The sequence below is a fragment of the Kocuria oceani genome (genome assembly GCF_029524215.1).
Lineage (GTDB): Bacteria > Actinomycetota > Actinomycetes > Actinomycetales > Micrococcaceae > Kocuria > Kocuria oceani.
In genome coordinates, this window is record NZ_JARAMH010000027.1 from 1 (window position 1) to 22,275 (window position 22,275).

Below are 22,275 nucleotides of genomic sequence, written 5' to 3' on the forward strand. Positions count from 1 at the left end.
CATCAGGCGCTGCACCTGTCGAGTCTCGACCGCCTCATGCTCCAGCACGCCTGCTACGAACTCACCAACGACTGGACCGGGTGAGCGCCTGGCGCGCTCACCCGGGCACGAACCGGAGTGGTCCCCGCCGACAATGGTGGCCTGCCCCACCTGTTCTGCCCCCCACGAGGCCTGGATCTCACCGGCCCAGGGTGGAGACCGTCCCGACGACCTGGCCCAGCGGCCAGACCCTAACCGGCCATATTCGAAGCGCCGGTCGTATGCGGTTCATCGGTCAACATGGGATGACGCTGCGGTGGTCGCGTTCGATGACACCATCTCGCTGCGAAATTCTCATTTCTGGTGGCAGAAACGGTGCTGTCGTAGGAGGATCGGTCCCTAGCCGACGAGTAGACCGACGGGCCGTGGCCGGTGGTGCGTCACGAAGCCGGCGAACAGGAACGGGCCCCCGGGCAGGTCTGGTGCCGGCTGGAGCAGCTCATCGCCGCTGTGTCCAGGGCCCGGTGCGCCAGAGGAGTCCCCTCAGCACCAGGAGTCACCGTGGGGTCAGCCGGTCACAATGCATCACCATCGCTAAGCGTGCTGACAATTACCATTGTGGATTGCTAGCCTCGGACGCACTTCAGTTCCTCGGCTGAAGCGACACCCGGAGCCCCACGGTTCTCCCGCCGGTCCGGGTGCCCCGCACAGGATGCGTTACCTGTGACCGTGTGCCCCGCCCTCCCTGGGGCGGGGCACACGCAATTCCATGGTCCTCATCCCTGCAGAGACCTCCCGGCGCCCAGCAGCACCCCCAGGGCACTGCCCGTCTGGCCCGGCCGTGCATCCGGGGTGGCCTCGGAGGGGTCCCCGCCCAAGGAGCCATCGGCAATGGCCGGGATTGCGCAGGTCAGCGCCACTTTCGGTCACAGTCCCCGGCCGGTCCGCCCCTGTGGCAAGGATGAATCATGAACCGGCATGAACGCGCAGACCGTGTGACACCCCGGAGGTCCGCAACGACCGGCAGCCGCACCGACGACGCAGCCCGGAGCGACAGCGGCCCAGCGGCCCGGAGCGACAGCGACCCAGCGGCCCAGCATTTGCGCCCGGGTCAGGTGGTGCAGGCCCGGTTCCGCGGAGTGGTTCACTGGACGGGGACGGTGGAGACCGTCTCGGTCGCTTTGGGTGTTATCTGGATCCGCGAGAACGGGCTGGGGGAACGCAAGCTGCTGGACCTGCAGGAGTACCAGGTCCACCCCCAGGAGGGCGCCGAGAAATGACACGGGGCCTTTCGCACCGGACACATCACCGGACCCCGCCCCGGGCACAGCACAGCACAGCACAGCACAGCACAGCACAGGAAGATGATCCGCCCTGCTCTCACTCATCGTCAGGGCGATCGACACTGTCAGAGCCGGCCAGCAAAGGCTCCTCAGTGACCAGGAGAAAGGGGCGGGTCGGCCCCCCAGCCGATCCCGCCCCTTCCGTTCTCCGCCTCAGACCGGACATCCACCTGCAGTGGTGGATCCCCCCGGATCCATAACAGCACCGGCCTGTCCCAGAGCTCGAGGGGTCATGGGAATGCCCCTCTCACCAGCAGAGTTCCCCATCCCGCCCGCCCCGGCAACACCCCTCAAAGCCTGAGCGTTCACAAAAGGAAGCAAAGGTGTGTGATCGCGAACATGCGAAGGACCACACTGCGCTCTGCTCCCACCGGCTGAGCGGACGCAGCCGCCGCCCCGCCTGCGCCGCAGGGGCCGCTCAGCGGACTGATGTTCTTCGCTGGCCGAGCACCACGACGTGGAGGCTATGGCTGGTCATCGGGGAAGAAGAGTTCCTCGATGGTGCTGCCGAACACTGCGGCGAGCCGGAAGGCCAGCGGCAGCGAGGGGTCGAAGCGTCCGCGTTCGATGGAGATGACGGTCTGACGTGAGACACCCAGCTCGTCGGCGAGCCGTTGTTGCGACCACCCGAGGCGTTGACGTGAGTCGTGGACCAGGTTCCGCACCTCAGCCCTTCCGCCGCAGCACCAGGTACCGGATCCCGAACGAGACGAAGCACGCCGCGAGGACCGCCGCGAGGACGAGGTCCAGATCGACGGAGACCCCACCGGGAACGAACGTCAAGACGATCAACGTGATGCCAAGCCCCGCAACCAGGTCCATGAAGGAGCCTGAGGCGGCCCTGTCGTACCACCGGGATTCGATGGAGTCGTCGGGACGTTCGACTGCTCCCTCGAGCGTGTCACGGTCCACGACCAGGACGTACACCAGGGCGATGGCCGGCATCGTGAGACAGGCGCTGAACACCCAGAACCCCAGTGCGGGATTCGCTGCGGTGACACCGACCAGGACGGACAACCACCCGCCCGCCCCTGCGAGGATCACGCCGGCGGGAACGGCGATGGCCATCGCCGGGGTGCGACCGGTTCCGAACTTCGTACGCCCCCATTTCGTGCGCGCTTGTGTGGTCGTCATGTCGCCTCTCCCTCAGCATGTACAGCTAACTTTACAAGTCGAGTTTCCTTTACACTGCGGGCGCCGTCAAGAGAAGCGTCCAGCGCTTACGTGCGATCACCGATGGGGCCCCCCGCTATGCCCGACCTGCGGCGTGGCCCCTGCGGGCAACGCCTGTTAGCCGGGTCGCATGCGAAGCCGGGCGCGTTTCCTGACTTTTGCCCCGTCGCTCAAGCACCTTTCACGTGGCCCTGAGATTGCACCGCCGACCTTGGAGCTCCGGGCGCCCCACACGGGAACCCCTGGGGTGCTCGGGTGACAGCGGTTCGTCAGCCACAGGGGCGCCCCGCCATTGGCGGGGCGCCCCTGCAGCCGGTCACCTTGCTCGGTGGCCGCGATGGGAGAGTGTTCAGCCGGCCGAGCTGGCTTCGCCGAGAATGGTGAGGGCTGCGCGCAGTCGCGTGTCGGCGTCGTCGGCGACCTCACGCACCTGAGGGCTGCCGCTGAGCTGGACCATGGTCTGCGGGTCGATGGCCTCCACGGTGGTGTGGTCGTCATCGCCGCGGCGGACCACGACGTTGCAGGGCAGCAGGGCGCCGAGCTGCGGTTCGCCGGGCAGGGCCTTGCTGGCCAGGTGCAGGTTGCAGGCGCCCAGGATCACGTAGTCGCCGACGGCGTGGCCGGCCTCTTCGCCGAGCTTGGTGGTGAAGGTGGCCTTGACGTCGATCTAGGTGAGGATGCCGAAGCCCTGCTCGGCCAGGGCGGCGCGGGTGCGTTCCACGGTCTGGTCGTAGGGCAGGGCGACGGTGACGGTGTGGGTGCAGGTCATGTGCTGCTCCTGTGATGCGTGGTCATCCAGTGGGCAACCAGGAGTCGCCGGCTCCCGACCGTCGGGCTGTCAGACTCTCCGGGCTCAGGCCAGAGAGAGGAACAGCTTCTCCAGGTCCTTCTTGTCCAGGGTCTCCTCCGGGTTGGTCAGGCACTGCTCCAGCCCGGAGGCGATGACCGCGAAGCCGGCCCGATCCAGAGCCTTGGACACCGCCGAGAGCTGGGTGACGACGTCCTTGCAGTCCCGGCCCTCCTCGAGCATGCGCACCACCGCACCGAGCTGGCCTTGGGCGCGCTTGAGGCGGTTGATCACGGGGGTCAGTTCGGTGGTGTCCAGCTGCATCGGGGTCTCCTGACGAGGTTTGGGGCTTGCCCCAATTCTATACCCCCGGGGGTGTCTTGCATACCCTGGGGGGTATCGGTAATACTGGGTGCACACCCCCGTTCCCGTGAGCTTTCCCGAGAGGATCCCCATGACTTCCGCTAACACCACCGTGACCACCCTCGAGCCTGAGACCCTGCGCCAGTGGATGGCCCAGCACGAGGACCTGGTGATCATCGACGTTCGCTCCGCAGCGGAGTTCGAGTCCCTGCACATCCGCGGGTCCTACAACGTGCCCCTGCCCCTGCTCTCCGAGCACACCGCCGATCTGGCCGCACGCCTGGGTGAGCGGGTCGTGCTGGTCTGCCAGTCGGGGGTCCGTGCCGAGCAGGCCCGCCAGAAGCTGTCCACCGCCGGGGTCGACACCGCCTACGTGCTCACCGGCGGCGCCCCCGGCTTCGCCAACGCCGGCGGCGACGTCGTGCGCGGGGCTCAGCGCTGGGACCTGGAGCGCCAGGTGCGCATGGCCGCCGGCTCCCTGGTGCTCACCGGGCTGGTGGGCGGCCGGTTCGTGTCCCCCAAGGTGCGCACCCTGGCCGGGATCGTCGGCACCGGCCTGACCTTCTCGGCCGCCTCCAACACCTGCGCGATGGGCAAGGCCCTGGCGGCCATGCCCTGGAACAAGACCGCGCAGGAGCCCACGGCCACCACGGCCATCCAGCAGATCCCCGCCGCCGGCGCCTGAGCCCCACCAGGCCTGCCCGGGGCGGACCGAGGACCGCGTCGGCCCCTCGGTCCGCCCCGGGCACCCCATCGTCGTCCACCATCGAGCCATTCCCAGGAGCAGTCATGTCAGAGATCACCATCACCGACGCCGAGGCCCGCCGTGCCCAGGACCAGGTCCTCGACGTCCGGGAGGACTTCGAGGTCGCCGACGGCATGATCCCCGGCGCCGTCCACATCCCTATGGGCCAATTGAATGCCCGCCTGGCCGAGCTCGAGCAGGCCCGCCCGGTGATCGTGGTCTGCCGCAGCGGCAACCGCAGCGCCCGGGTCGCCGAGGCACTCAACGCCGCCGGCTACAGCGCCGACACCATGGCCGGGGGCATGATCGCCTGGCAGCGCGCCGGCCTGCCCACCGTCTGACCCCGCCGGTTTCGCCAGGACAAGGACACTTCCTCATGACTCTCACGCTCGTGCTGACCCTGCTGCTGGCGGTGCTGATCGGACTCTCCCTCGGACTGCTCGGCGGCGGCGGGTCCATCCTCACCGTCCCGATCCTCACCTACGTCACCGGCCTGGACCCCAAGGAGGCCATCGCGGCCTCCCTGTTCGTCGTCGGGGTGACCTCCGCCGTCAGCGCCGTCAACCACGCCCGCAACGGCCGCGTGAAGTGGCGCACCGGCCTCGTCTTCGGCGCGGCCGGCATGGCCGGGGCCTTCCTCGGCGGCCTGGCCGGGGGCCACATCCCCGGCACCGTGCTGATGATCGCCTTCGCCCTGATGATGGTCGCCACCTCCCTCGCCATGATCCGCGGCCGCAAGAACAGCACCGCCACGCCCCCCGACGGCGAGCTGCCCGTCGGCAAGGTCGTCGCCGAAGGCCTGGTCGTGGGTCTCGTCACCGGCCTGGTGGGGGCCGGCGGCGGCTTCCTCGTCGTCCCGGCCCTGGCCCTGCTCGGCGGGCTGTCCATGCCCGTGGCCGTGGGCACCTCCCTGGTGGTCATCGCCATGAAGTCCTTCGCCGGGCTCGCCGGCTACCTCACCACGGTCTCCCTGGACTGGGCCCTGGTGGGCGCGGTGACCGTCGCCGCGGTCGCCGGCTCGTTCGTCGGGGCGCGACTGGCCGGGCGCATCCCCGAGGCCGCCCTGCGCAAGGGCTTCGGCATCTTCGTCCTCGTGATGGGTGTGTTCGTCCTGGTCCAGGAGCTGCCCGGCGCGGCCGGGATCGCCGTCGGGGTCACCGCCGCTGTCGCGGCCCTGGCCGCCACGGTCTGCTGGTTCGTGGTCCCGAGGTGTCCGCTGCGCACCCCTCTCGTTACCTGACCCCCACGACCCACCACGCCCCCACATCCACTCCGACAAGGAGATCCCCATGGCCACCATCGACATCACCGAAGCCGACTTCGCCCCCACCATCGAGTCCAACGACATCGTCCTCGTGGACTTCTGGGCGTCCTGGTGCGGCCCCTGCCGCATGTTCGCCCCGACCTATCAGGCCGCCTCCGAGAAGCACCGGGACGTGGTGTTCGCCAAGGTCGACACCGAGGCCGAGCAGCGCCTGTCGGCTGCGGCCGGCATCAGCTCCATCCCGACCCTGATGGCCTTCCGGGAGGGCGTGCTCGTGTTCTCCCAGCCCGGCGCCCTGCCCGCCACCGGACTCGAACAGGTCATCACCGCGGTCAAGGGCCTCGACATGGCCCAGGTCCGTGCCGAGCTCGCCCGGCAGCAGGCCGAGCAGCAGGCCTGACCACCCCACCTTGAACCCCCATACCCCTGGGGGTATGTTGGGGGCGGGGTCACCCCCCCGTCCCCTCGTTCCACCACCCGCTACAGGAGGAGAACCATGGACGTCACCGTCATCGACACCCCCCAGCTCGGGGACCGCAGCTACCTCGTGCACGACGGGCAGACCGCTCTGGTCATCGACGCCCAGCGCGACATCGACCGCGTCGAGGCCCTGATCGCTCAGACCGGGGTGAGCCTCACCCACGTGGCCGAGACGCACATCCACAACGACTACATCACCGGCGGACTCGTCCTGGCCCGCAAGTACGGGGCCGCCTATCTGGTCAACGCCGCCGACGACGTCTCCTTCCAGCGCACCCCGATCACCGACGGCGAGACCGTGCAGGTCGGGGAGCTGTCCGTGAAGGCCGTGGCCACCCCCGGGCACACCCACCACCACCTCTCCTTCGTGGTGACCCACGGGGCGGAGCAGGCCGTGTTCTCCGGCGGCAGCGTCCTCTACGGCTCCGTGGGCCGCACCGACCTGCTGGGCCCCGAGCACACGGAGGGCCTGACCCACGACCAGTACGCCTCCGCCCGCCGGCTGGCGGCCGAGGCCCAGGAGCAGGCCGCCCTGTACCCGACCCACGGCTTCGGGTCCTTCTGCTCCTCCGGCCCGGCCACCGGGGCGGACGAGTCCACCCTCGGCGAGCAGTTCGAGACCAACCACGTCTACACCGACCCGGACGAGGAGCACTTCGTCGCCGAGCTGATCGCCAACCTCACGGCCTACCCGAACTACTACGTGCACATGGGCCCGGCCAATGCCGCCGGTCCCACCGAGCCCAACCTCGAGGTGCCCGTCTCCCTGGACCCGGCCGAGCTCAAGTCCCGCCTGGAGGACGGGGAGTGGGTGGTGGACCTGCGCCACCGGGTGGCGTATTCCTCCAACCACCTCAAGGGCACGATTAGCTTCGAGTACGGCGACGGCTCCAGCTTCACCACCTTCCTGGGCTGGGTCTTCCCCTACGACCGGCAGCTGACCCTTGTCGGATCGCGTGAGGACGTCGAGAACGCGATCCGGGACCTGTCGCGGATCGGCATCGACTCCCCCGACGCGGCCCTGGGCGAGGACCCGGAGAAGCTCGCCCCCGGGGCGACCGTGTCCTCCTACCCCCGGGTGGGCTGGGGAGAGGTGCTCGACGACCGCCCCACCGAGGAGACCATCCTGGACGTGCGCCGGGCCGAGGAGTACGAGGACTCCCACATCGCCGGTGCGGTCAACATCCCGCTGCACGAGCTGCTGCCACGGATGGACGAGGTGCCCGCGGGACGGCTGTGGGTGCACTGCGGCTCCGGCTACCGCTCGGGGGTGGCCGCCTCCCTGCTCGAGCGCGCCGGCAAGGACGCCGTGCACATCGACGCGATGTTCGCCGAAGCCGCCGACGCCGGCCTGCCCATGGACGGCTGAGCGCCCCGACCATCATCGTGCACCCGTGACAGACCTCGGGGCGGGCAGGAATCCCCTGCCCGCCCCCGTGGTTTGTTCGATCCTTCTGTTCGCGCACCCGGTACTCAGGAAAGGCCCCCGCATGGAAACCCGCACCGTAGAACCCCGCGCCCGGGGGCAGGTCCGCAGCCTCACCGGCATGGGGGCCACCGTCGCCGCTCTGCACGTGGCCGGGTGGGGGGCCTTGTTCGCCTGGTTGCTGCCGGCCCAGGCCGCTGCCGGGGCCAGTCCTGGGGTGTTGCTCGGGTTGGCCGTGGGCGCCTACGCCCTGGGGGTGCGCCACGCCTTTGACGCCGACCACATCGCGGCCATCGACAACGCCACCCGCCAGTTCCTCACCCGCGGGCGCACCACCGTGACCACCGGGTTCTGGTTCGCCCTGGGACACTCCTCGGTGGTGGTGGCCTCCGTGGCCCTGCTGGCCCTGGGCGTGGAGAGCTTCACCGAGGGCCTGGCCGATGAGGACTCCGCCCTGCGCCAGGCCGCCGGAATCTGGGGCGGAACCGTGTCCGGGGTGTTCCTGCTCACCGCCGGGGCGCTGAACCTCCCGGCCCTGCGGTCCCTGCACCGGCTGCGCCGGACCATCGGCGAGGGCCCGGTCGACGAGCACGCATTCCACACGCACCTGAACCGGCGCGGAGTGCTGCACCGGGTGCTGCACCCGCTCACCCGCACGGTGGATCGGCCGGTGAAGATGTACCCGGTCGGCTTCCTGTTCGGGCTGGGCCTGGACACCGCCGCCTCCATCAGCCTGTTCGTCCTGGCCGGGACCCTGGCCCCGTCCCTGCCCTGGTACGCCGCGATGGTGCTGCCGGTGCTGTTCACCGCGGGCATGACCGCCTTCGACAGCGCCGACGGGCTGATGATGGCCCGCATCTACTCCCGGGCCACCGGTAACCCCCGGCGCAGCCTCGACTACAACCTCGTCGTCACCGGCGTGTCCGTCGTCATCGCCTTCCTCATCGGCGGGACGGGCCTGCTCTCCGTGGTCGCCGAGCTGACCCAGCCCACCGGCGGGGCACTGGCGGCGATCGGGGCCGTGGATCTGAACTTCCTCGGGCTGGCGCTGATCGCTTTCTTCGCCCTGGTCTGGGCGGCCACCGCCGTCGCACGCCGGGCCGTCCCCGCCACCACCAGGCCCCGGGCATGACCTGCCCGGCCCTCGACCGCCCGTCCCGGGCCACCGTGCTGGGGCTGCGGCAGAACCTGGCCCAGTTCACCCTGCTGGTGGTCGTCAACGCCCTGGTCGGGGGAACCCTCGGGCAGGAGCGGACCGTGCTGCCGCTGCTGGCCACCGAGGAGTTCGGGCTCGATCTCTACACCAGCTCCCTGACCTACATCCTGGCCTTCGGGGTGGCCAAGGCCGCCACCAACTACGCCGCCGGCACCCTCGCCGACCGCTACGGGCGCAAACCCGTGCTGGTGACCGGGTGGTTAATCGCGTTGCCGGTGCCGCTGCTGCTGATCTACGGCCCCTCCTGGGGGTGGATCGTGGCCGCCAATCTCGTCCTGGGCGTCAGCCAGGGCCTGACCTGGTCCACCACCGTGGTGATGAAGATGGACCTGGTCGGCCCGCACCGACGCGGAGCGGCGATGGGCCTCAACGAGGCCGCCGGCTACCTCGGAGTCGCCGCCACCGCCATGGCCACCGGATACCTGGCCGCCCACTACGGGCTGCGACCGGCCCCGTTCCTGCTCGGGGCCGCCTACATCGCCCTCGGCTTGAGCCTGTCGGTCCTCACCGTGCGCGAGACCCGCGACCACGCCCATCTGGAGGCCACCGGCCACACCACCACCCACACCCACGCCCACGGGGCCCTGAGCAACCGGCAGATTTTCGCCCTGACCAGCTTCCGCGACCGGTCCCTGTCCTCGGTCACTCAGGCCGGGATGGTCAACAACCTCAACGACGGGCTGGCCTGGGGGCTGTTCCCGGTCCTGTTCGCCGCCGCCGGGCTGACCCTGGGCCAGATCGGGGTCCTGGCTGCGGCCTACCCGGCCGTGTGGGGTGCCTTGCAGCTGGCCACGGGCGCGTGCTCGGACCGGTGGGGGCGCAAGGGCTTCATCGTGGCCGGGATGCTCACCCAAGCGGTCGCCCTGGGCCTGATCGCGGCCGGTTCCACGTTCGAGATGTGGCTGGTGGCGGTGGTGCTGCTCGGGGCCGGGACCGCGATGGTCTACCCCACCCTGCTGGCCGCCATCGGCGATGTCGCCCATCCCACCTGGCGGGCCCGGTCGGTGGGCATCTACCGGCTGTGGCGCGACGGCGGGTTCGCCGTCGGCGCGGTGGTCTCCGGGGTGGTCGCCGACGCCTTCGGCATCCCCGCGGCCGTGGCCGTCGTCGCCGCCCTGACCGCCGCTTCCGGGGGCGTGGTCGCCGTGCGGATGCGCGGCCGCAACCACACCGGCATCTGAGGCCCCGCCAGTGGCTGGTTGACTACAGTGGCCGCGACACCATGCCCATGCTGCGAAAGGCCCCCCGCGATGCACCGTGCCGTGATCCACCTCAACGACGCCGCGCCGGAGAAAATCCAGACCGTGTTGCAGAACACCACCAACCTGCTCGCCGCCCTCGGGCCCGAGACTCAGGTGGAGCTCGTCACCCACGGCCCTGGCATTGCTGTGGCCACCGCCCCGGCCGCCGAGGAATTCACCACCCAGCTCACCGGTCTGCTGACGGCAGGGGTGACCCTGTGCGTGTGCCAGAACACCATGACCGCCCGCCGTCTGACCCCCGCGGACATCCACCCCCAAGCAGTGGTCGTGGCCTCCGGTGTCGCCCACCTCGTCACCCGACAGACCGAAGGATGGTCCTACCTGCACCCCTGACCCCACCACCGAGGTCCGGGACGGGCGAAACCGACTGCCCCTGGGGGCAGTTCCGGGCCTGCAGGGCCTCACGGCCCCGAAGGTGCATGGACCCGGCTGATCACCACGCAGCGCCTACCCGTCGATGTCGAGGAGAGCTCTGCTGGTCACGGTTCGGTACCGCCAACGGTCGCCCCTGGCGTGGACCCGCGCAACATCAACGCCATCCCGCTGAGCAGAGACACCGCAGCGGTGATAACAAGCAGCGCCCCCAACCCCAGGTCCGGAATGACCGCACCGGCGATGGCCGGGGCGACGACCAAGATGAAGACCTCACGAGAAGACAGACCGTGAACGCCCCGCCTGCACGGTCGGGCATCAGCTCGGCGGTCCAAGCTCCGAAAACCGCCACTCACAGGTCAGGAACCAGTACCCGGGCACCCGCAATTCCCAAGAGGCGGACACGGCAGGAGGGGCCGCCCGCAATCAGCGGGCGGCCCCTCCGGGCGCTCAAGGCTCGGTGTCCCCGGTCAGCCGGCGGGGGTGGTCTCCAGGGCGTCCTGCCGGGCGGACCAGGCGGCGTAGGAGCCCCCGAGCTCCACCACGTCGTAGCCGGCGTGGCGCAGGGTGGAGGCGACGACCGAGCTGCGCAGCCCGCTCTGGCAGTAGGTCACGATCGTGCCCTGCTGCGGGAGCCGGTCCAGGTTCCACAGGACCCGGCCGCCGTGCAGCTGGGTGGAGCCGGGGACGGAGCCGGCGGCGTGCTCGCTCACGGCGCGCACGTCCAGCAGCAGCGCCTTGTCGAAGGCCTCGACCTCCTCGGGGGAGACCAGCCGCGGGGTGGTCTGCGGCAGGCCCTCGATCCCGGTGACGTAGCCGGCCACGGCGTCGATGCCCACGCGCACCAGGTGGTCCCAGAACTCCTGGGCGGCCTCCTGGTCGGGCGCCAGCAGCACCAGCGGCCGGTCGTCGGCCTCGGGGTTCACGGCCCAGGCGCCGAAGGTCGCGATCGACTTCCCCGCCGGGATGTTCAGCGCCCCGGCCACGGTCCCGGTGTGCACCTCGTCCGCGGAGCGGGTGTCCACGAAGGTCACCTCGCCGGCCGCCAGCTGCTGGGCGACCTGCTGCGGGTCGAACTCGGGCAGGGGCGCCCGATCGCCCATGACGGCCGGCCCCCGGCGGTTCTGGTTCTTCATCCGGCCGAAGTAGAACGGGGCGTCCGGCTGGCCGTCGAGCAGCTCGGCGACGAAGCCGGCCTCGTCGTCGGCGGCCAGGTAGGGGCCCCACCAGGCGTAGAGCCGCTCGTAGCCCACCGTGGTGGAGGGGATCGCGCCCAGGGCCTTGCCGCAGGCCGAGCCCGCGCCGTGGCCGGGGAAGACCTGGACGTGGTCGGGCAGGGTCAGGAACTTCTCCTTGAGGCTGGCGAACATCTGCTGTGCGCCGAGAAAGCGGGTGTCCACGCCGCCGGCGGCCTCGTCCAGCAGGTCCGGGCGGCCCAGGTCGCCGGAGAACACGAAGTCGCCGGTGAGCAGGTAGCCGGGGGCGTCGGCGAAGGCGCCGTCGGTGACCAGGAAGGACAGGTGCTCGGGGGTGTGGCCCGGGGTGTGCACCGCGGCCACCACGATGTTGCCGATGCGGATCTCGTCGCCGTCGTGCAGGCGCGCGGCCTCGAACTCGTACTGCCAGTCCTCCCCGCCCTCGCCGGAGACGTGGATGTCCGCGCCGGTGGCCGCGGCCAGCTCGCGGGTGCCGGAGAGGTAGTCGGCGTGGATGTGGGTCTCGGTGACCGCGGTGATCTCCATGCCGTTCTTCGCGGCTGTGTCCCGGTAGACGTCGATGTCGCGGCGGGCGTCGACCACCAGCGCCTGGCCGGTGCGCTGGCACCCGATGAAGTAGCTGGCCTGGGCGAGGTCCTCGTCGTAGATGCGCTCGATCAGCATGAAACTCTCCTTCACGGAGTCAGTGGAACAAGGGTTCGGCGGAGGTCCCTCCGGCCATCTGCCCACCAGCGTAATACCCCCCGGGGTATGTTGCAAGTACCCCCCGGGGTACCTTGAAGAAGTGATGTTTGGCCTTTCCAGCGTTCCGTCGGCGTCGGCGAGCACGGCGGCACGTGAACTGAAGCGAGACCATCAACCAGGGAGAGCCGCTGCCCAGATTCGTTGGGGTGAGGCGACCCCCACCAGGCGGCACGGACGGCCCCTACGCGTGAAGATTCCGTGAAGCTATCCGCGCTTTCCGCCCCCGTGCGCTGGCATTTGAATGTGAGGTAGCTGGCACTTCATCCGTCAACAGGAGCGGGATTTCGCGTGCTACGGCCTCCGCGGGCCGGGGCCTTCCCTGGAGCGGCCGGGGGGCGCCCAGCAACGATCGACACATGCCGCCACCAAGGGGTGGCTTGCGAAATAGCAGGTCAAAACGTCCTTCGGGCTGCCACTGCGGACCGCGAGCTGGTCGGAGGACTGAGCCCCTCCACCCTTGCCGTCGGCTCTAGCTGAGGGGCAGGCTCTTCAGCGCCGACCCATGACAGTGAGCCAGATCCCTCCCCGCCTGCATCGTTATCAGTCCGTTATATTTACGCTATGGTCCTCTACGTGCCGATGGCCAATCTCATCGGCACCCCGGGCACTTCGCCGAATCCTGCCGGTGCCCGGGGTCCGCATCACAGAGACGACTTGGCAGGAGCGGGGGAACCACACACGGTCCCACCCCCGGGACCTAGGGGTTAAGCCGCCAGGGCCCCCACCCTGCGGCCGGGTGTCTCCCACCCGCATCCGACAGCTCACCTCGCAGGCAAAGGGAGGAACTCACTCATGCCCATGTTCCAGCGCCACACTGCTCGCCACCGCGCCCAGACCTCTTCGCGCCTGGTACGCAACACCACGTTGACGGTCGCCGCCGGCGCCGCAGTGCTCGGCTCCATCACCCCGGCCCAGGCCTACGCCGAGCTCCCCGCCTCCTCGGGGACCTCCTACGCCGCTCCCGTCTCTGCGGTGGCGACCCTCGCCACGACCACCGCCCCAGCGCCCACCACTCCCGCGGCCCCGGCCGCACCGGTCTCTGAGACGGAGGCCGCCCCGACGCCGCAGACCACCTCGACCTCGAGCCTCTCCACCCAGTCCTCAAACGTCTCCGAGCTCACCGGGGACTCCACCGCTGCCGGCGGCCTCGTCGGCACCGCGATGCAGGGCGTGGGCACCGGCTACGTCTGGGGCGGCACGGACTTCGGCGCCTGGGACTGCTCCGGGTTCACCCAATGGGTCTACGCCCAGAACGGCATCGACCTCCCGCGCACCAGCCAGCAACAGTGGGCCGCCGGCACCCCGACCACCAACCCGCAGCCGGGAGACCTCGTCGTCCAGAACGGCGGCGCCCACATCGGGATCTACCTCGGTGGCGGCAAGATGATCTCCGCGCTGAACCCCACCCAGGGGACCTTCGTCCACTCCGTGGACGCCATGCCGACGGACGGCTACGTCACCTTCCGCTGAATCTGGAATGCAGTCCCACAGTCGCCCATGACGGCGTGAGCCGTCACGGGCGACTGTGGGACTGCGGCAACACCCGAGGTGACGGACTCAGATCGCCGTCGCCTGCGGCAGCTCCCGGATCCGGCGATAGAGAGTGGCCCTGGACATCCCGAGGTCCCGAGCAACCTGAGTGGCCGGCTCCCCACCCTCGATGAGTCGCAGCGCGTTGCGAATCTGAGAATCCATAAACGTCTGGCGCCGCCCGCCGAGGTCCTTGCCGGCAGCCCTCCGCTTGGCCACCGAGTCAGTGATCCGCTCCCGCTTGATCTCCAGCTCCATCTGCGCCAATGCGGCCATGACGGTAAGGACCATCGAGCCCGGGACTGGCGCACGATCGGTGACAACTGAGCTGACTTGATGACCGCTATCCGGCCATATGTAAGGCCGGTCTACCTTTCTGATTCGCGACGAGGGAACTTTCCTCGTCCACGTCACCGACCGGTGCGGCCGTCCCGAGCCGTGTCGGTGTTGGTGCAGTAGTGGGAGGTCCGGCGGGTGGACGGAACCGTCAGCTTCTGGAGGCCCTACAGCGATTCCGCTGGCAGCCTGGTGCCGGCCGCGCACTGTGTTCCCGGTCTCCGCCGGGGTGGATGGCGCGGCTCTACTGCTCGGCGGGGTGGGCCGGGTCCTCACCGGGGCCAGCCTCGACATGCTCGGGCCCGGCCGCGGCGTCCTTGACGGCATGGCCACCGAACTGCTGGCGCATCGCCGCGATCATCTTCATCGCCGGGCCCTCGTCCTGGCGAGAGGCGAAGCGGGCGAACAGAGCGTTGGAGATGGCCGGAACCGGTACCGCCAGATCCAGGGCGGCTTCCACGGTCCACCGACCCTCCCCGGAGTCCTCGGCGTAACCGGCCAACCGATCGAGGTGCTCGTCCTCGTTCAGAGCGTTGACCGCCAGATCGAGCAACCAGGACTTGATGACCGAGCCCTCACGCCAGGAGTTGAAGGTCTCCCGCACCGACGTGACATGACCGGCGGCCTCGAGCAGCTCCCAGCCCTCGGCGTAGGCCTGCATGATGGCGTACTCGATGCCGTTGTGGACCATCTTCGCGAAGTGGCCGGCACCGTGCTCCCCGGCGTGCACGAACCCGAACTCCCCAGCGGGCTTGAGAGAGTCGAAGATCGGCTGGACCTTCGCCACGGTCGTCTCGTCCCCGCCGACCATCAGGGCGTAACCCTGGGTGATGCCCCACACCCCGCCGGAGACCCCACAGTCGAGGTACTCGATGCCCTTCTCGGCCAGCTTCTTCGCCCGGGGGCTGTCGTGGATCCAGCGGGAGTTGCCGCCGTCGATGATGACGTCACCCTCCCCCAGCAGCCCGGACAGTTCCTCAATCACCGGGTCCACCACCCGGTCCGGGACCATCACCCACACGACCTGGGGCTCCCGGTCGATCTGGGCCACCATCGCGGCCAAGTCCTCGGCGTCGGAGAGCTCCGGGTTGGTGTCGTAGCCGATGATGGTGTGCCCGGCCTCGCGCAGGCGTTCGCGCATGTTCCCGCCCATCTTGCCCAGTCCTACCAGTCCCATCTGCATGGTGGCCCCTACCCTTCGTCTCGCCCGCTGCTGTCGATCACTGGCTGTTGCACGCCCGTCGCTGTTTCGGGGATCACCACCCCGATCAACTGAACAGTCCTTTCTGTCTCATCATGCCGTGGTGATGCGGTGGGCAATAGAGCGGCCTCGGCGCTCTGCTCCTCCCACCGCGAGGTCGCCCCTGCGGGCATTGTCCGGTAGCCGGGCCATACGTAAAGGGTGCGCCGAGCACTGGTGCAATCGGTGTCCACGGGTCCATCAGCAGTTGCTAGGTCAGCGCTGAAAGTGCGATTGATCGATCAGCTGAAGGTACGGGAGGTCTGCGCAGAGCCGTGCACTTGGGTCGGGTGGATTTTCGCCCTAGTGGTCCCGCAGAGGCATTGCCAGAGGCTGATGCCGGTGCTCCACTGGAACAGCGGGCCTGTTCTGGGCTCGTTTGACCAAGGGGGATCATCATGGCTGTTCATGACAAGCAGGCCGAGCACACCAAGGCGGAGCACACCCACGGTGAGCATTGTGGGCACGAGACCGTGGAGCACGGTGATCATGTGGACTATCTCCACGACGGTCACCGGCATTCGGAGCACGAGGACCACTACGACGAATGCGCGTAGCCTGCCCCCGGCATCCTTCAAGAGGTCCCTGCTCTCGGCAGGGACCTCTTGCTCTGCACCGACCAACGGTTGAGGGATAGTCCTTGCCGCCCTGCTCGGGGCGCGCACATCAACGGGCGTGCTGTGCGACCACTTGGGACGAGAACCCGGCAGGGACACCCGCCCACAAGCGGGTGGGTGCGAACCGGGTCAGAGCAGCTGTTCGGTGGTGTTCCCGCCGTCGGTGGTCCGCAGAACGGTGCTGTCGGCCACCATTAGAGCCTCGATCTCACCGTCGGCGGTGGTGCTTGCACCCAGGGCGGTGATCTCCCCGATCGGCTGGTCGCTGGAGGTCCAGGTCTCCCCGGCATCTGTGCTGGTCAGCAGGTGACCGTCGATTCCCGCCCCGATGATGGTCTCCTCGTCGGCCCAGGCGATCAGGGACATCAGCTGCGGGGTGTCCAGGGTCTCCCAGGTGGCCCCGTTGTCGGCGGAGCGCAGGACCCCGTCCTGGGTGGTGGCCAGGATGATGCCTGCGCTCGGGTTGGTCGCCAGGGCGGCCGGGGCGGAGGGGATCTCGATGGTGTCCCAGGTGCGGCCGTTGGAGCTGACGCGCAGTTGGCCGTCGAAGCCGAGCACCCCGGTCGGGCCGGCGGCCAGGGCGTGGAAGTCCGATTCTCCGCCCCGGGAGAGCACCTGCCAGGTCTCGCCCTGATCGGTGGATTCGATCAACCCGACCGGCTCGGGCAGGCCGGTGCCGGGTCCAGGGTGACCGGAGGCCAGATAGCGGCCCTCGGGCGTGACGGTGAATCCCATCAGGTCCACGACCGGACCCACCTGGGTCAGTTCCCCGTCCTGCAGGTGGAACAGGCCCTCATGGGTGGCCAGCAGGATCGTCCCTGCCCCTACCCCACCCCCGGTCACCGTGTCGCGGGTGATCGCGTGCACGTGGGTGATCGCCGTGCCAGCGCTGCCCGCTGCGGTCGGTGTCGGGGCCTGTGCCGGGGACGTACAGGCCGCCAGGGCGCCGGTGCCGAACAGGCCGAGGCCGCCGAGGCCGCCGAGGACCAGGGTTCTGCGGGTGAGGGGATTCATGGGTCCTTTCCGCCTCGCACCATCTCGCGAGGACCACCCACCATTGTCGATCGTCCGAAAGGGGTGCCTGTGGCGTTTTCCTTGAAGGTTTAGCGAAGATTCCCGCTCGAACCAGCCATCAGCGCCGGTGCGTCTGGGGTCGAGGGAGACACTGAAGGCATGAATCCTGGCATCGATGCGGTAGCCGGGCGGGTGCTGGTGGTCGACGACGAGAAGCCCCTGGCCCAGATGATCGCCACCTATCTCACCCGCGCCGGCTATGACGTGGCCACCGCCCATACCGGGCCTGAGGCGGTGGAGACTGCCCGCGCCCAGGCCCCGGACGTGGTGGTATTGGACCTGGGGTTACCCGGGTTGGACGGGATCGAGGTGTGCCGCAGGATCCGAGGTTTTTCCGAGTGCTATGTGTTGATGCTCACCGCCCGCGGGGACGAAGACGACAAGCTGTCCGGACTGGCCACCGGGGCCGATGACTACATCACCAAGCCCTTCAGCGTGCGCGAGCTCGTCGCCCGGGTGGCCGCGGTGCTGCGCCGGCCGCGCACCACCGTGACCGCGGTGGAGCCGGCCCGGGTGTTCGGGGAGCTAACCGTTGACCTCACCGCCCACGAGGCACGGGTGGGCGGTGAGCCGGTGGCCTTGACCCGCACCGAGTTCGACCTGCTGGCCGCACTCACCGCCCGCCCGCAACAAGCCCTCACCCGTCGCCAGCTCATCGACACCGTGTGGGACCCGGCCTGGGTGGGTGATGAACGGATCGTGGATGTGCACATCGGTCACTTGCGCCGGAAGCTCGGCGAGGACCAGGCCACCTTCATCGACACCGTGCGCGGGGTGGGCTACCGGATGGTGACCCGGTGAGCGGCCAGCGGCGCAGCCGGGGGTTGGCTTCCCGGTTCTTCCTGGCCCAGGCCATCGTGGTGGCCGCTAGCATCCTCGCCGCCGTGGTCGTCGCCTCCTTGGCCGGGCCCCCGATCTTCCATGAGCACCTGATCATGGCCGGGCACGCGGAGAACTCCCCGGAGCTGTTCCATGTGGAGCAGGCCTATCGTGACACCAACCTGATCATCCTGGGGGTGGCCCTGGGTACCGCCGCGGTGTGCGCGGCGGCGGTGACCTGGTTCTTCACCCGCCGCCTCCAACGTCCTTTGATCGCCCTCACCCGGGCGGCCCAGGGCATGGCTCGTGGGCGCTATGACACCCGGGTCCCGGCCCTGGGGGCCGGGGCCGAGGTGGACGCGGTGGCGGCTTCGTTCAACACCATGGCCACCCGGCTCCAGCGCACCGAGGACACCCGCCGGCGGATGCTCTCGGACCTGGCGCATGAGATGCGCACCCCGATCTCGGTGCTATCCGTCTACTGCGAAGCCCTCCAGGACGGGGTGACGCACTGGGACGATGTTACCGGGGCGCTGATGACCGACCAGCTGGCGCGCCTGATCCGGCTGGTCGAGGACATCCACGACGTCTCCCGGGCCGAGGAGGGCCGGATCGAGTTGGACCGCGCCCCACAACCTGTCGAAGACCTGCTCCACACAACCGTCGAGGCCCACCGGAAGGCCTACGCCGCCAAGGGCGTGCACCTGGTCCTCGACGTCGGCGAGCCCGCCGGGGTCGTGGAGATCGATCGGCAGCGGATGGGCCAGGTGCTGGGCAACCTCCTCACCAACGCCCTGCGCCACACCCCACCCGGTGGCACGGTCACCGTGCGCGCTACCGCCCGCGGCCCGCAGAGGCTCGCCCTGGTGGTGGCCGACACCGGCGACGGCATTCCCGCCGAGCACCTGTCCCAGGTCTTCGAGCGCTTCTGGCGCGGAGACACCGCCCGGGACCGCGACCACGGCGGCTCCGGGATCGGGCTGACCATCTCCCGGGCCCTCGTCGAGGCCCACGGCGGGACGCTGAGTGCCACCTCCCCCGGCCCCGGGGCCGGGTCGGTCTTCACCGTGGAGCTGCCCCGCCCCACCCGGCACCGCACCCGCGAAGCCAGGGCCGCCGCATGACCCCATCCTTGCAGGATACCCATGGGGGGTATATACCTGTGCTGGTAAGGATGTGCCCGGTCCTACCACCCGAACCGATCGAAGGAGTTTGAGATGACCGACCCGACCCACTCCCCGTTGCCGATGGCCTCCACCGGCTGCGCCTGCTGCGCTCCCGCCCCGGCCACTGATCACGCCACTGCTGCGGCTGGGACAGCCTCGGCCGGATCAACGGCGGCCTACCAGGTGGAGGGGATGACCTGTGGGCACTGCGCCAGCAGCGTCACAGAAGAGCTCACCGCCCTCGAGGGTGTGCGCGAGGTGCACATCGACCTGGTGGCCGGTGGAACCTCCGCTGTCACGGTCACCGCCGAACACCCACTGAGCACGGAGGAGGTCCGAGTCGCAGTGGAAGAAGCCGGATACACCCTCGCCACCGACTGAGGAAACCGACCACCGTCCCAGCCCGCCAGAGTCTGCGCAAAAAGGCACATCACGAGCACCCTCCAGCACCAAGGCCGCCCCGAAGCAGGCCCACACCGGCCACGGCAAAGACCACATCGACCCCCGACCAACCCAACCGCCCCCCCCAGAGAAGGACACCCCTGTGATACGTTCCACCACCCTCGCGCCCCTCGCCCTGGCCTCCGCCCTGGTTCTGGCCGGCTGCGGCACGACCGGAGACGAGAGCACCAGCGGAGTCTCGGGAGCGGCCACCTCCACAGCAACCGCAACCGCCAGTGCCACGTCGGCCTCCCCCTCCGGGGCCGGGATCTCGGCCGAGCACAACGACCAGGACCTGATGTTCGCCCGAGCGATGCGCGTGCACCACGAACAGGCCGTGGCGATGAGCCAGACCCTGCTGGCCAAGCAGAGCATTCCCGAGGAGGTCCGTCAGCTGGCCGAAGGCGTGATCGCCGCCCAAGGCCCGGAGATCGAGCAGATGGACCGGATGCTGCAGGCCTGGGACGCCTCTGCCACGGCCGAGCCCGGCGGCATGGAAGGCATGGACCACGGCTCCATGGACGGCGGCTCCGACGGGATGATCGGCGAGGAGGATCTGGACCGGCTCGAGAGTGCCCAGGGCACCGAGGCCGCCCGACTCTACCTGGAGCAGATGACCGTCCATCACGAGGGCGCGATCGACATGGCCCGACAGCAGGCCACCGACGGCGCCAATCCCGAGGCGATCGAGCTGGCCGAGGACGTCGTGGCCGCCCAGGAGGCCGAGATCGCCGAGATGGACCGGATGCTCCAGGAACTGCCGGCGGAGTCCTGACCGTCCCGGCGCCCGGCGTCGCCGCCCTCGTGCGGCGGCCGGTGCACAGCAATCAACCGATCGACGCAGGAGGACCGTGATGATGTGGGGCGACGGCATGGGAGGAGGCATGGGCTGGATGTGGATCTTCTGGCTCCTGCTGATCCTGGGCACGGTGGTGCTGGTAGTGGTGCTGGTAAAGGCGTTCACCGGCGGTTCGGGCGGCGGGACCCGCCAGGGCGGGACCGCGCCGCCGCCGACCGGCGCGGGCCCGCGCCGGTCCCGGGAGATTCTCGAGGAGCGCTACGCCCGCGGGGAGATCAGCACCGAGGAGTACCGGGAGCGACTGCGGACCCTGGAGGAGGGCGAGCGGTGAGCCCGCTGACCCGCCGGCAGCTGCTGGCCCTGGGCGCGGCCGGGGCCGGCGCCGCGGCCGTGGGCGGGTCCGGGCTGTGGTGGACCAGCGGCGGCGGCGAGTCCTTCGGTGGTGGCCGGGAGCTGGTCCAGCCCGAGGTGCTCTCCAGCCGGGACGGGGCCCTGGACCTGGCCCTGGAGGCCGCCCCCGCCCGGGTGCGGATCGGGGCGCGGGAGGCGAAGGTGCAGGCGTTCAACGGCTCGCTGCCCGGACCCACCCTGCGGGTCCGCCCCGGGGACACGATCCGGGTGGCGATGACCAACGGGCTGGAGGCCCCCACCAACCTGCACGTCCACGGGCTGCACGTCTCCCCGGAGGGCCACGGGGACAACCCGTTCGTGAGCATCGCCCCGGGGGAGTCCTTCGACTACGAGTACGTCCTGCCGGACGACCACCCGCCGGGCACCTACTGGTACCACCCGCACCACCACGGCCACGTGGCCGACCAGATCGCCGCGGGGCTCTACGGGGCGATCGTCGTCGAGGACCCCGATCCCGTCCCGGTGGCCCGTGACCGGGTGCTGGTGGTCTCCGACATCACCCTGGACGCCTCCGGGAACCTGGCCGAGGTCTCCCCGCCGGAGCAGATGATGGGCCGGGAGGGCGAGACCGTGCTGGTCAACGGCCAGGTGCGTCCTCAGGCCACCGCAACACCGGGGGAGCGGGAGCTGTGGCGGGTCGTCAACGCCTGCCCGTCCCGGTACCTGCGCCTGACCCTGGACGGGCAGACCGTGCGGCTGTCCGGCCGTGACGTCGGTCGCCTGCCCGCACCGCGGGCGGTCACCGAGGTGACGCTGGCCCCGGGCAACCGGGTGGAGCTGCTGGTGGACACCCGTGAGGGCACCTCCAGCCTGGTGGCCGCCCCCGTGGACCGCGGGAGCATGGACGGCATGATGGGCGGGGCCATGCCGGGGGACGGCCCCGGCAACGACGAGCCGATCGAGCTGCTCACCCTCGAGGTCGCCGGGGACCGGGCCGCGGATGCCGCCCCCGTGCCCCCGGGTCCGGCGCTGCGGGACCTGCGCGAGGAGCCGGTCGCGGCCCGGCGCACCCTGGACTTCGCCATGGGCATGGGAGGCATGGGCGGGATGATGGGCAGCATGCGCGGTCCCGGGTCGATGATGTCCTTCACGATCGACGACAGGGAGTTCGATGCCGAGCGCACCGACCAGCGGGTCCGGGTGGGCACCGTGGAGGAGTGGACCCTGACCAACTCCAGTCCCATGGACCACCCGATGCACCTGCACGTGTGGCCCATGCAGGTCGTGTCCGAGGAGGGCCGTGACGTCTCCGCCCCGAGGTGGCAGGACGTGGTCAACATCCCGGCCTTCGGGGAGGTGACGGTCCGGGTGGCCTTCGACGACTTCGGCGGCCGCACCGTCTACCACTGCCACATCCTCGACCACGAGGACCTCGGCATGATGGGCACCATCGAGGCCCGATGAAATGCCAGGGCCCAGGGGCGGGTAGCCCGTCATCATTCGGCGCCGTCTGTCGCTGCGCGGGGCCCGC

The 22,275-nt window shown here is 69.8% G+C and carries 22 protein-coding genes, 2 pseudogenes and 1 riboswitch; of the genes and pseudogenes, 16 read left to right on the top strand and 8 right to left on the bottom strand.

Annotated elements, in window-relative coordinates; translation table 11 throughout:
- Positions 1–1,786: 1,786 nt before the first annotated feature.
- The 4 genes and pseudogenes from PU704_RS18205 to PU704_RS18220 all read right to left on the bottom strand — a co-directional run bounded on the left by PU704_RS18205 (position 1,787) and on the right by PU704_RS18220 (position 3,606).
- Positions 1,787–1,987, bottom strand: a complete 201-nt coding sequence (locus PU704_RS18205) for a helix-turn-helix transcriptional regulator (RefSeq protein ID WP_277552328.1) — start codon at positions 1,985–1,987, stop codon at positions 1,787–1,789.
- Between the two features lies 1 nt (position 1,988).
- Positions 1,989–2,456 carry a hypothetical protein gene (locus tag PU704_RS18210; protein WP_277552329.1) on the bottom strand — a complete coding sequence of 156 codons (468 nt, stop codon included), beginning with the start codon at positions 2,454–2,456 and terminating at the stop codon, positions 1,989–1,991.
- Positions 2,457–2,844: 388 nt separating this feature from the next.
- Positions 2,845–3,264: pseudogene (locus tag PU704_RS18215) on the bottom strand (DUF302 domain-containing protein).
- Between the two features lie 84 nt (positions 3,265–3,348).
- On the bottom strand, positions 3,349–3,606 hold the full coding sequence (locus PU704_RS18220; RefSeq protein ID WP_062735562.1) for a metal-sensitive transcriptional regulator: 258 nt from the start codon (positions 3,604–3,606) through the stop codon (positions 3,349–3,351).
- 130 nt (positions 3,607–3,736) lie between these two features.
- Here PU704_RS18220 and PU704_RS18225 point away from each other — a divergent pair, with 130 nt between their 5' ends.
- The 8 genes from PU704_RS18225 (at position 3,737) to PU704_RS18260 (ending at position 10,371) form a co-directional block, all read left to right on the top strand.
- Positions 3,737–4,330, top strand: coding sequence for a rhodanese-like domain-containing protein (locus PU704_RS18225; RefSeq protein ID WP_277552332.1), 594 nt, complete (start codon positions 3,737–3,739; stop codon positions 4,328–4,330).
- Between the two features lie 104 nt (positions 4,331–4,434).
- Complete coding sequence (locus PU704_RS18230; RefSeq protein WP_277552334.1) at positions 4,435–4,731, top strand: rhodanese-like domain-containing protein; 297 nt, start codon at positions 4,435–4,437, stop codon at positions 4,729–4,731.
- A gap of 35 nt (positions 4,732–4,766) precedes the next feature.
- A complete protein-coding gene (locus tag PU704_RS18235) occupies positions 4,767–5,630 on the top strand; it encodes a sulfite exporter TauE/SafE family protein (RefSeq protein ID WP_277552336.1) in 864 nt (287 codons plus the stop codon).
- A gap of 49 nt (positions 5,631–5,679) precedes the next feature.
- Positions 5,680–6,054 carry a thioredoxin gene (trxA, locus tag PU704_RS18240; protein WP_277552338.1) on the top strand — a complete coding sequence of 125 codons (375 nt, stop codon included), beginning with the start codon at positions 5,680–5,682 and terminating at the stop codon, positions 6,052–6,054.
- Positions 6,055–6,150: 96 nt separating this feature from the next.
- On the top strand, positions 6,151–7,503 hold the full coding sequence (locus tag PU704_RS18245; RefSeq protein WP_277552340.1) for an MBL fold metallo-hydrolase: 1,353 nt from the start codon (positions 6,151–6,153) through the stop codon (positions 7,501–7,503).
- A 121-nt stretch (positions 7,504–7,624) separates the two neighbouring features.
- Positions 7,625–8,692: a HoxN/HupN/NixA family nickel/cobalt transporter gene (locus PU704_RS18250; RefSeq protein WP_277552342.1), complete on the top strand. Its 1,068-nt coding sequence runs from the start codon at positions 7,625–7,627 to the stop codon at positions 8,690–8,692.
- Positions 8,689–9,957 carry an MFS transporter gene (locus PU704_RS18255; RefSeq protein ID WP_277552344.1) on the top strand — a complete coding sequence of 423 codons (1,269 nt, stop codon included), beginning with the start codon at positions 8,689–8,691 and terminating at the stop codon, positions 9,955–9,957. The genes PU704_RS18250 and PU704_RS18255 overlap by 4 nt, the downstream gene beginning before the upstream one ends.
- A gap of 69 nt (positions 9,958–10,026) precedes the next feature.
- Positions 10,027–10,371 (top strand): DsrE family protein, encoded by a 345-nt coding sequence (locus tag PU704_RS18260; protein WP_277552347.1) that lies wholly within the window; start codon positions 10,027–10,029, stop codon positions 10,369–10,371.
- 509 nt (positions 10,372–10,880) lie between these two features.
- Here PU704_RS18260 and PU704_RS18265 read toward each other — a convergent pair.
- Positions 10,881–12,290, bottom strand: a complete 1,410-nt coding sequence (locus PU704_RS18265; protein ID WP_277552350.1) for an MBL fold metallo-hydrolase — start codon at positions 12,288–12,290, stop codon at positions 10,881–10,883.
- Between the two features lie 687 nt (positions 12,291–12,977).
- Positions 12,978–13,158: riboswitch (cyclic di-AMP (ydaO/yuaA leader) on the top strand.
- Positions 13,159–13,163: 5 nt separating this feature from the next.
- On the opposite strand from PU704_RS18265, the gene PU704_RS18270 reads away from it, so the two are divergent.
- Complete coding sequence (locus tag PU704_RS18270; protein WP_277552352.1) at positions 13,164–13,841, top strand: C40 family peptidase; 678 nt, start codon at positions 13,164–13,166, stop codon at positions 13,839–13,841.
- A gap of 87 nt (positions 13,842–13,928) precedes the next feature.
- On the opposite strand, the pseudogene PU704_RS18275 reads toward PU704_RS18270, so the two are convergent.
- Both PU704_RS18275 and gnd read right to left on the bottom strand, forming a co-directional pair.
- Positions 13,929–14,216: pseudogene (locus PU704_RS18275) on the bottom strand (helix-turn-helix domain-containing protein); the annotation flags it as partial.
- Positions 14,217–14,481: 265 nt separating this feature from the next.
- Positions 14,482–15,420: a phosphogluconate dehydrogenase (NAD(+)-dependent, decarboxylating) gene (gene gnd / locus PU704_RS18280; protein WP_277552354.1), complete on the bottom strand. Its 939-nt coding sequence runs from the start codon at positions 15,418–15,420 to the stop codon at positions 14,482–14,484.
- 455 nt (positions 15,421–15,875) lie between these two features.
- Between gnd and PU704_RS18285 the strand changes: the two genes are divergently transcribed.
- Positions 15,876–16,034 (top strand): zinc transporter permease, encoded by a 159-nt coding sequence (locus PU704_RS18285; protein WP_277552356.1) that lies wholly within the window; start codon positions 15,876–15,878, stop codon positions 16,032–16,034.
- Between the two features lie 189 nt (positions 16,035–16,223).
- Here PU704_RS18285 and PU704_RS18290 read toward each other — a convergent pair whose 3' ends face one another.
- Positions 16,224–17,108, bottom strand: a complete 885-nt coding sequence (locus PU704_RS18290) for a F510_1955 family glycosylhydrolase (RefSeq protein WP_277552358.1) — start codon at positions 17,106–17,108, stop codon at positions 16,224–16,226.
- Positions 17,109–17,267: 159 nt separating this feature from the next.
- On the opposite strand from PU704_RS18290, the gene PU704_RS18295 reads away from it, so the two are divergent.
- The 6 genes from PU704_RS18295 to PU704_RS18320 all read left to right on the top strand — a co-directional run bounded on the left by PU704_RS18295 (position 17,268) and on the right by PU704_RS18320 (position 22,208).
- Positions 17,268–17,969, top strand: coding sequence for a response regulator transcription factor (locus PU704_RS18295; protein WP_277552360.1), 702 nt, complete (start codon positions 17,268–17,270; stop codon positions 17,967–17,969).
- Positions 17,966–19,111: a sensor histidine kinase gene (locus tag PU704_RS18300; RefSeq protein ID WP_277552362.1), complete on the top strand. Its 1,146-nt coding sequence runs from the start codon at positions 17,966–17,968 to the stop codon at positions 19,109–19,111. Before PU704_RS18295 ends, PU704_RS18300 begins: the two co-directional genes overlap by 4 nt.
- 93 nt (positions 19,112–19,204) lie before the next feature.
- Complete coding sequence (locus PU704_RS18305; protein ID WP_277552364.1) at positions 19,205–19,534, top strand: heavy-metal-associated domain-containing protein; 330 nt, start codon at positions 19,205–19,207, stop codon at positions 19,532–19,534.
- 163 nt (positions 19,535–19,697) lie between these two features.
- The gene (locus PU704_RS18310; protein WP_277552366.1) at positions 19,698–20,369 is read left to right on the top strand and encodes a DUF305 domain-containing protein; all 672 of its coding nucleotides are present in this window, start codon (positions 19,698–19,700) and stop codon (positions 20,367–20,369) included.
- A gap of 79 nt (positions 20,370–20,448) precedes the next feature.
- Positions 20,449–20,724 carry an SHOCT domain-containing protein gene (locus PU704_RS18315; protein WP_277552368.1) on the top strand — a complete coding sequence of 92 codons (276 nt, stop codon included), beginning with the start codon at positions 20,449–20,451 and terminating at the stop codon, positions 20,722–20,724.
- Complete coding sequence (locus tag PU704_RS18320; protein ID WP_277552370.1) at positions 20,721–22,208, top strand: multicopper oxidase family protein; 1,488 nt, start codon at positions 20,721–20,723, stop codon at positions 22,206–22,208. The genes PU704_RS18315 and PU704_RS18320 overlap by 4 nt, the downstream gene beginning before the upstream one ends.
- Positions 22,209–22,275: the final 67 nt, after the last annotated feature.

Excerpts from the sequence above, each read along its gene's own strand:
- PU704_RS18210 (WP_277552329.1), bottom strand. The coding sequence starts at position 2,456 with ATGACGACCACACAAGCGCGCACGAAATGGGGGCGTACGAAGTTCGGA.
- PU704_RS18220 (WP_062735562.1), bottom strand. The coding sequence starts at position 3,606 with ATGCAGCTGGACACCACCGAACTGACCCCCGTGATCAACCGCCTCAAG.
- PU704_RS18225 (WP_277552332.1), top strand. The coding sequence starts at position 3,737 with ATGACTTCCGCTAACACCACCGTGACCACCCTCGAGCCTGAGACCCTG.
- PU704_RS18230 (WP_277552334.1), top strand. The coding sequence starts at position 4,435 with ATGTCAGAGATCACCATCACCGACGCCGAGGCCCGCCGTGCCCAGGAC.
- PU704_RS18235 (WP_277552336.1), top strand. The coding sequence starts at position 4,767 with ATGACTCTCACGCTCGTGCTGACCCTGCTGCTGGCGGTGCTGATCGGA.
- trxA (WP_277552338.1), top strand. The coding sequence starts at position 5,680 with ATGGCCACCATCGACATCACCGAAGCCGACTTCGCCCCCACCATCGAG.
- PU704_RS18245 (WP_277552340.1), top strand. The coding sequence starts at position 6,151 with ATGGACGTCACCGTCATCGACACCCCCCAGCTCGGGGACCGCAGCTAC.
- PU704_RS18250 (WP_277552342.1), top strand. The coding sequence starts at position 7,625 with ATGGAAACCCGCACCGTAGAACCCCGCGCCCGGGGGCAGGTCCGCAGC.
- PU704_RS18255 (WP_277552344.1), top strand. The coding sequence starts at position 8,689 with ATGACCTGCCCGGCCCTCGACCGCCCGTCCCGGGCCACCGTGCTGGGG.
- PU704_RS18260 (WP_277552347.1), top strand. The coding sequence starts at position 10,027 with ATGCACCGTGCCGTGATCCACCTCAACGACGCCGCGCCGGAGAAAATC.
- PU704_RS18265 (WP_277552350.1), bottom strand. The coding sequence starts at position 12,290 with ATGCTGATCGAGCGCATCTACGACGAGGACCTCGCCCAGGCCAGCTAC.
- PU704_RS18270 (WP_277552352.1), top strand. The coding sequence starts at position 13,164 with ATGCCCATGTTCCAGCGCCACACTGCTCGCCACCGCGCCCAGACCTCT.
- gnd (WP_277552354.1), bottom strand. The coding sequence starts at position 15,420 with ATGCAGATGGGACTGGTAGGACTGGGCAAGATGGGCGGGAACATGCGC.
- PU704_RS18285 (WP_277552356.1), top strand. The coding sequence starts at position 15,876 with ATGGCTGTTCATGACAAGCAGGCCGAGCACACCAAGGCGGAGCACACC.
- PU704_RS18290 (WP_277552358.1), bottom strand. The coding sequence starts at position 17,108 with ATGAATCCCCTCACCCGCAGAACCCTGGTCCTCGGCGGCCTCGGCGGC.
- PU704_RS18295 (WP_277552360.1), top strand. The coding sequence starts at position 17,268 with ATGAATCCTGGCATCGATGCGGTAGCCGGGCGGGTGCTGGTGGTCGAC.
- PU704_RS18305 (WP_277552364.1), top strand. The coding sequence starts at position 19,205 with ATGACCGACCCGACCCACTCCCCGTTGCCGATGGCCTCCACCGGCTGC.
- PU704_RS18315 (WP_277552368.1), top strand. The coding sequence starts at position 20,449 with ATGATGTGGGGCGACGGCATGGGAGGAGGCATGGGCTGGATGTGGATC.